We start from the raw sequence: 7,630 nt of genomic DNA on the forward strand, positions 1-7,630 counted from the left end.
GGAACCGCTTACAGCAAGCCCGCGCCTGCCAGGAACTTCCCCACCCGCTCCACCTCCTGCGCCGACAACGGCACCTGGGGCTCCGCCGTCGCCGGGCAGTCGATGACGCCCCGCAGATGCAGCGCCGCCTTGAAGGCGCCCAGTGCCGACGAGCCGCCGCCCATCCGCCCGGGGTCCCCGACCATCACCATGCCGAACAGCCCGCACAACCGCTCCTGTTCGGCCCGGGCCGACTCCAGGTCGCCGGACTGGCACAGACGGTCGAGGCGGACGTAGCCGTGCGGGTCGACGTTGGCCAGCCCCGGCACCGCCCCGTGCGCGCCCACCCCGAGGGCCGCGTCCACGATGAGCTCGGAACCGGTCAGCACGCTGAAGTCCTTGACGTCGGGACGGGTCCGGGCGCCGACCACGACCTTGCGAAAGGCGGCAAGGTCACCGCTGGAGTCCTTAAGGCCCGCCAGAGTGCCCTCGGCGGCGAGGTCGAGGACGACGTCGGCGGGGAGTTTGGTGTGGACGGCGGACGGAAGGTCGTAGGCCACCACGGGCACCGGGGAGCCCGCGGCCAGCAGACGGAAGTGGCGGGCGATCTCGGCGGGATGGGTGCCCGCGTAGAAGGGGGCTGTCGCCACCACGGCGTCCGCACCCGCCTCCGTGACGTCCCGCACATGGTCCAGGACCCTCGGGGTCGTCATGTCGATCACGCCGGCCAGGACAGGCAGCTGACCTGCCACATGCCCTGTCACCGACTCCACCACCAGCCTGCGCTGCCGGTCCGTCAGGTAGGCCGCCTCCGACGTCGAGCCCAGCACGAACAGGCCGTGCACACCGGCCTGCACCAGGTGGTCTACCAGCCTGAGCAGGGACGGGACGTCCACCTCGCGGTCCGGTGCCAGGGGCGTGCAGACGGGCGGGACGACTCCGGTCAACGGGGTGGGGATGGTCATGAAGGCTCCCTGGAACTGTGGCTCTGTCGTACGAGGTCTCGGGTGGCCTCGCCCTCCTCCACCGGATGGTGGCACCTGAAACGGTGCTCCGGGCTCGACGCGGCCGTGAAGCCCGGCATCTCCCGCGCACACACCTCGTCCGCCTTCCAGCAGCGTGTCCGGAAGGGGCACCCGCTCGGCGGCCGGGTCGCCGACGGGACCGGGCCGACCAGCGGGATCGGGTCGATGGGGTCCAGCAGTCCGGGGGTCGCGGAGAACAGGGCGCGGGTGTACGGGTGCCGGGAGCCGTCGGTGACGCCGGCCGCCGGGGCCTCCTCGACGATCCGGCCGAGGTACATCGTGATCACACGGTCACTCATCCGGCGCACCGTCTGGATGTCGTGGGAGACGAAGACCAGGGCCAGGCCCAGCCGTTCCTTCAGGTCGAGGAGGAGGTTCAGGATCTGGGCCCGCACCGACACGTCCAGCGCGCTCGTCGGCTCGTCCGCCACCACCAGGCCGGGGTCCAGGGCCAGCGCCCGGGCGATGGCGACCCGCTGGCGCTGACCGCCCGACAGCTGGCCGGGCAGGGCATCGGTGAGCGCGCGGGGCAGGCCGACCAGGGACATCAACTCCCTTACCCGCTCCTCGCGTTGGACGCGCGTCCCGCGGTCGTGCACGTCCAGCGGATCCCGCAGGATCTGCCGGATCGGCAGGCGGCGGTTCAGCGCGGTCGACGGATCCTGGAAGATCATCCCGGTTCCGGCGCCGACGGCCGTCCTGCGCTCCGCCGGGCCCATCGCCCACAGGTCCCGGCCCCGCAGGGACACCGTTCCGGCCGTCGGCCGCTCCACTCCCACCAGCACCTTCGCCAGCGTCGACTTGCCGCACCCCGACTCGCCGACCACGCCCACCGTCTCGCCGGGCGCGATGGTGAGATCGGCGCCGGTCAGGGCGTACACCTTGTCCCGGGTGAACAGCCCGCCGCTGCGGGCCTTGTGCACGACGTGCGCGTCGGACAGCTCCACGAGTGCGTTCACTGGACGACCCCGCTCTGGGAACGATCCGTCGGCGCCAGGACGATCGCCGGGTGATGGCAGGCCGCCGTATGGGTCGGTGTGCCGGTCAGGACGGGGGCCGTCGTGCGGCACACCTCGCTCGCCAGCGGGCAGCGGTCCGCGAAGCGGCAGCCCTCCGGGAAGTCCGCGGGGGCGGGGACGACGCCCTTGATCTGCGTCATCCGTTCCTGCGCCGACTCCAGGGACAGCACGCTGCCCAGCAGGCCGCGCGTGTAGTGGTGCGCCGGGGACTCCACCAGGTCGGCGGTCACGCCCGTCTCCACGATCTGCCCGCCGTACATCACGACCACCCGGTCGGTGACGTCCGCGATCAGTGCGAGGTCGTGCGAGACCAGGACCAGGGCGAAGCCCAGTTCCTCCCGCAGCCTGAGCAGCAGCTCTATGATCTGCGCCTGCACGGTGACGTCCAGCGCGGTCGTCGGCTCGTCGGCGACGATCAGCTTCGGGTCGCGGGACAGGGCCATGGCGATCAGGACGCGCTGGCGCTGGCCGCCGGAGAGTTCGTGCGGGTAGCTGCGCAGGGTGCGGTCCGGGTCGAGGCCCACCATCGTGAGGAGTTCGTGCGGGCTGCGGCGGCCTCCTCGGCGTACGACCTGCTTGAGCTGGGAGCGGATCGTCATCGCCGGGTTCAGGGACGACAGGGCGTCCTGGTAGATCATCGCCATCTCGTGGCCGAGCAGCTTGCGGCGTACGCGCATCGGCTCGCCCACCAACTGCCGCTGGTTGAACCGGACATGGCCGCGCACCCGGGCGCCCTTCGGCTCAAGCCCCATCACCGCGAGCGCCGTCAGCGACTTCCCGCAGCCCGACTCGCCGACCAGCCCCAGCACCTCACCCGGCTGCACCTCGAAGCTGATGCCGTCGACGATGTCCACGCCGGCATGGCGGCCCTCGAACCCGATCGCCAGGTTCTCGACCGCGAGCACCGGCAGTTGCCCCCGGGGCAGGGGCCGGGCACGGGACCGCAGCCGTGCCGCCGCCTCCGCCAGCCCCGGCAGCCGCAGCACCTCACCGCTGCCCGGCTCGGGCGCGTCCAGGCGGTCGGCGGCGTCCCGTACGTCGACCTCGCGCGCCGAGGGTGCCGCCCAGGCGTCCGAGACGCCCTCGGAGAGGATGTTCAGCGAGAGCACCGTCACCAGCATCAGCAGGCCGGGGAAGACGGTCGCCCACCAGCCGCCGGTCAGCACCATGTTCTTGCCGTCGGCGATGACACTGCCCCAGGACGGGTCCGGCGGCCGCACGCCCGCGCCGATGAAGGACAGCGACGCCTCGAAGACGATCGCCTCCGCCACCTGGACCGTGCAGAACACCAGCACGGGCGCGGCGCAGTTGATCGCCACGTGCTTCAGCACGATATGGGGCGTCCGGGCGCCGATGACCCGTTCCGCCGTGACGTAGTCCTCGCCGTACTGATCGAGGACGTTCGCCCGGACGACCCTCGCCACCGGCGGCGTGAACAGGAAGGCGATGGCGCAGATCAGGACGGTGATTCCGCCGCCGAACACGGCCACGAGCACCGCGGCAAGCGCGATGCCCGGGAACGCCATCACCACGTCCAGACAGCGCATCAGCGTCTCGTCGACCGCCTTGCGGGAGGTCGCCGCGACGGCGCCGATCAGCGCGCCCACGACCAGCGCGAGCCCGGTCGCGCCGAGCCCGATCGCCAGCGACCAGCGGGCGCCGTACATCAGCCGGCTGAGGATGTCCCGGCCGAGGCTGTCCTGGCCCATCCAGTGGCCGGCGGAAGGGTGCCCGGTGCCGTCGACGGGCGGCTGCTGGTCGAGCGGGTCGTGCGGGGCGAGGAGCGGGGCGAACAGCGCCAGCAGCACCACGACCGTCAGGAAGCAGACGGCCGCCTTCGACAGCAGCGGCAGCCGGCGCAGCCCGCGCAGCCGGATGCCGGGCCGGGACAGGGCGTCGGCCAGACGCCCCCGGTTGAACGTCATGTCGCCTCCCGCAGTCGCGGGTTGACCAGCAGATACAGGATGTCGATGACGAGGTTGACGACGACGAAGCCGGTCGCCGTGGTGAGCACGACGCCCTGGACGACCGCAGGGTCACCGTTCTTCACCGCGTCGATCATCAGCTTCCCCATGCCGGGGAGGGAGAAGATCGTCTCGATGACGACCGCGCCGCCGAGGAGATAGCCGACGCGCAGACCGAGGACGGTGAGCGGATTGATGAGGGCGTTGCGCAGGACGTTGCGCCCTACGACGACCCGCGGCGGCAGCCCGCTGCCGATCGCCGTACGGACGTAGTCCTTGTCGAGCTCCTCCACCACCGCCGTCCGCACGATCCGGGTCAGCTGTGCCGCCACCGGCAGGGACAGCGCGAGAGCGGGGAGGGTCATGGTCTTCAGCCAGCCGGTGAGGGAGTCCGCGGGGTTGATGTAGCCGCCGGTCGGGAACCAGCCGAGGTCGACGGCCAGGTACTGGATCATCAGCAGCGCCAGCCAGAAGCCGGGCGCGGCCACACCCGTCAGTGACACGACGCGGATGATCTGGTCGGGCAGACGGTCGCGGTAGATGGCCGCGGTGACGCCGCCGGCCAGGGACAGGACGACCGCGATGCCGAGGCCCAGGAAGGTGAGCTGGAGCGTCAGCGGCAGCGCCGTCATGACCTGGTCGACGACCGGCGCCCGGGTCAGGGCGCTGATGCCCATGTCGCCGTGGAGCAGATCGCCGATGAAGGCGACGTAGCGGACGGGGAGGGGATCCAGCAGGCCGCTCTCCTCGCGGAAGTCGTGCAACTGCTGGGGGGTGGGGTTGGCGCCCTGGAAGAACGCGGACGCCGGGTCGACGTCCGAGAAGCGCATGACCAGGAACACGAACAGCACGATGCCGAGCATCAGCGGCACGAGCAGGGCGACACGGCGGGTCAGGATCCTGACGACGGCGATCACGGAGGGGCTCCTAGGCCCATTTGGCCTGGAGGAGGTTGATGCCGGGATAAGGCTGTGCCCTTATCCCGCTGAGCTGCTTCGGGTTCCAGGCCGTCATCAGCTCGTTGTGGACGACCGGGTAGAGCACGGCCTGCTCGGCGACGACGTCGATGTAGTCCTGGACCATCGTCTTCTTCTTCTCGGCGTCGGGCTCCTGGGTCGCCCGGTCCATGTCCTTGAAGAGTGCCTTGGCGACGGAGTTGTCGGCCCACCGCGTGTACTGCATCCACAGGTTCTCGGGGCCGTAGTTGTAGTGCATGATCAGGTCGGCGTCGAGGCCGAACTGGTTGGGGTTCGAGGCGGCGGCGACGACCTGGTAGTCCTGCTTCTGGTCCATCTTGGTGAAGACGGCGGTCGTCTCCTGCGGTGACAGGGTCGTCCTGACACCGATGGCGTCCCAGGACGCCTTGATGGTCGGCAGACAGTCCACGATCCAGCTCACGTTCACGGCCAGGATCTCGATCTCGAGACCGCTGACCCCGGCCTCCTTCAGCAGCGCCTTCGCCTTGTCGGGGTCGTGGTCGTAGACGGTCCCGGCGCGCCGGTAGCCGGGGTTGGCCTCGTTGAGGAAGGAGGACGAGGGCTTCCCGTGGCCCTTGAGGGCGACCTCGACCATCTTCTCGGTGTCGATGGCGTAGTGCAGCGCCTGGCGGACCCGTACGTCGTCGAAGGGCTTGTGCCTGGTGTTGAACATCAGGAACAGGTTGTTCATCCCGGCACCGCCCGCGACGGTCAGTCCGCCGCTCTCCAACTGCCCGATGTTGGCGTACGGAATGTTGTCCGCGATCTGCGCGCCCGCGCCGGCCCCGGAGATCCTTGCCACGCGCGGCGCCGCGTCCACGATCGTCAGCCAGTTCATCTTCTTGAAGGCCGGCTCCCGCGGGCCGTTGTAGCCGGCGAACGCCTCGAACGTGGTGTTGGACTTCGGGTGGTGCGCGGTCTGCCGGTACGGCCCCGAGCCGATCGCCTTGCCCTTGATGGCGTCGTCCCAGGCACCCGGCTGGGAGAACACGTGCTTCGGCATGATCTTGGCGAGGGTGAGCCGCGAAAGCCCGTCCGGGAAGGGGAACTTGAGTACCAGCTCGACGTTCTGCGCGTCGATCTTCCGCACGTCCTTCAGCCAGCCGGCGAAGAACCCCTTGGCGAGGGTCTGGGTGCCGGGGTCGAGGATCCGGTCGAAGACGAAGACCACGTCGTCGGCCGTGACGGGCTTCCCGTCATGGAAGGTGGCGCCCGCGCGCAGCGTGAACTTCCACGACGTGGCGTTCGGGTCGGCCGGCACCTGGGTGGCGAGCGCGGCATACGGCTCCCGGGAGATCGGGTCGGTGTCCAGCAGCCCCTCGTAGATGTGGTTGTTGGCGGCCATGCAGAACGCGGACGCGGTCTGGGTGGGGTCCCAGGTGCCGTCGTTGCCGTAGCCGATCACCGCGGTGAGCGTGCGGTCCCGGCCACCGCCCCCGCCGGTCTCGTTCGTGGACTGAGGCCCCGACGAACAGGCCGACAACGACGCGGAGACGGCGGCGGCCGCGCCCAGCGCGCCGGTGTGCTTCAGGAACGACCGGCGGTGCAGCGCCGGCACGTCGTGGGTCACGTCGCGCACGGGTCCTCCAGCGGATGGGTGTGTGCTCCGGCGATGGGTGCGTGCCTCTTCTCCGGCGAGGAGATACGACGTCCTACGTCCTCCCGGTCAGCGCGACCATAGGTGGGGTGGTGGGGGCGGTCAAGGGATCTCACACGAATGGCGCATCTGCCACAGGTCGGACCAATGGTGCTGTGAAATGGCGCGAGTTGACCCCCTGTCAGGTCCGTATCCCGCAGACATGGGACGTGGGACGTCCAGGTGCGCGTAGCATGCGCCGCATGCCCGGGCAGCCCAGGAACAGCCGTACGTCCGAGGAGTCCAGGAACACCCGGATCCAGCGCCGGGTCATGCAGCTGATCATCGACCGCAGGCTCCAGGCGGGCGCGCTGCTGCCCACCGAGGCCGAGCTCATGGACGACCTCGGCGTCAGCCGCAACTCCGTCCGCGAGGCGCTCAAGGCCCTCCAGGCCCTCGACATCGTGGAGATCCGGCACGGCTACGGGACCTATGTCGGCCAGGCCTCCCTGACGCCGCTGATCGACGGGCTGACCTTTCGCACGCTGGTCCGGCACGATCACGACGACCCCGGGGCGCTCGCCGAGATCCTTCAGGTGCGGGAGGTGCTGGAGGAGGGGTTGATCCGGCGGGTGGCGGCGACGGTGACGGAGGGGGAACTGGATCGGCTGGATGCGGTGGTGTCCCGGATGGAGGGGGCGGGTCGGTCGGGGCGCCCCTTTCCCGACCTGGACCGTGAGTTCCATGAGCTGCTGTACGCCTCGCTCGGGAACGATCTCGTGCCGCAGCTGTTGGCCGCGTTCTGGACGGTGTTCCGGCGAGTCAACGGTGCCCGGGGGCGCCCCGAGGATCCGTCTCCCGCTCTGACCGCGCGTTGGCACCGTGACATCGTGACCGCGCTGCGTGCGCGGGACGTAGAGGGGGCGCAGCGGGCGATGACGGTGCACTTCCACGGGATCGCGACGCGGGCCGCCGGGTGAACACCGGTTTCCTTCGCCCCCGCCGCCCCTACCCGTCCCGTCCCTGGGGGCTGCGCCCCCAGCCCCCCGCTGTCGGCCCTCCGGGCCTCGTCCTCAAACGCCGGACGGGC

General features: G+C 70.5%; 6 protein-coding genes. 1 reads left to right on the forward strand and 5 read right to left on the reverse strand.

Annotated elements, in window-relative coordinates; genetic code table 11:
* Window positions 1-8: 8 nt before the first annotated feature.
* Genes KUM44_RS25110 through KUM44_RS25130 form a run of 5 tightly spaced genes read right to left on the reverse strand, consistent with a single transcriptional unit; the run spans window position 9 to window position 6,543 of the window.
* Entirely contained in the window at window positions 9-944 is a 936-nt protein-coding gene (locus KUM44_RS25110) for a dihydrodipicolinate synthase family protein (protein ID WP_217211333.1), read from the reverse strand.
* Window positions 941-1,963, reverse strand: coding sequence for an ABC transporter ATP-binding protein (locus tag KUM44_RS25115; protein ID WP_217211335.1), 1,023 nt, complete (start codon window positions 1,961-1,963; stop codon window positions 941-943). Before KUM44_RS25115 ends, KUM44_RS25110 begins: the two co-directional genes overlap by 4 nt.
* The gene (locus tag KUM44_RS25120) at window positions 1,960-3,948 is read right to left on the reverse strand and encodes a dipeptide/oligopeptide/nickel ABC transporter permease/ATP-binding protein (RefSeq protein ID WP_217211343.1); all 1,989 of its coding nucleotides are present in this window, start codon (window positions 3,946-3,948) and stop codon (window positions 1,960-1,962) included. The genes KUM44_RS25115 and KUM44_RS25120 overlap by 4 nt, the downstream gene beginning before the upstream one ends.
* Window positions 3,945-4,904, reverse strand: a complete 960-nt coding sequence (locus KUM44_RS25125) for an ABC transporter permease (protein WP_217211345.1) — start codon at window positions 4,902-4,904, stop codon at window positions 3,945-3,947. The genes KUM44_RS25120 and KUM44_RS25125 overlap by 4 nt, the downstream gene beginning before the upstream one ends.
* A gap of 10 nt (window positions 4,905-4,914) precedes the next feature.
* Complete coding sequence (locus KUM44_RS25130; RefSeq protein ID WP_217211347.1) at window positions 4,915-6,543, reverse strand: ABC transporter substrate-binding protein; 1,629 nt, start codon at window positions 6,541-6,543, stop codon at window positions 4,915-4,917.
* A gap of 260 nt (window positions 6,544-6,803) precedes the next feature.
* Here KUM44_RS25130 and KUM44_RS25135 point away from each other — a divergent pair, with 260 nt between their 5' ends.
* Window positions 6,804-7,520: a FadR/GntR family transcriptional regulator gene (locus tag KUM44_RS25135; RefSeq protein WP_217211350.1), complete on the forward strand. Its 717-nt coding sequence runs from the start codon at window positions 6,804-6,806 to the stop codon at window positions 7,518-7,520.
* Window positions 7,521-7,630 lie beyond the last annotated feature (110 nt).

Source organism: Streptomyces sp. AC550_RSS872, from assembly GCF_019049285.1.
Taxonomy (GTDB): Bacteria; Actinomycetota; Actinomycetes; order Streptomycetales; family Streptomycetaceae; genus Streptomyces.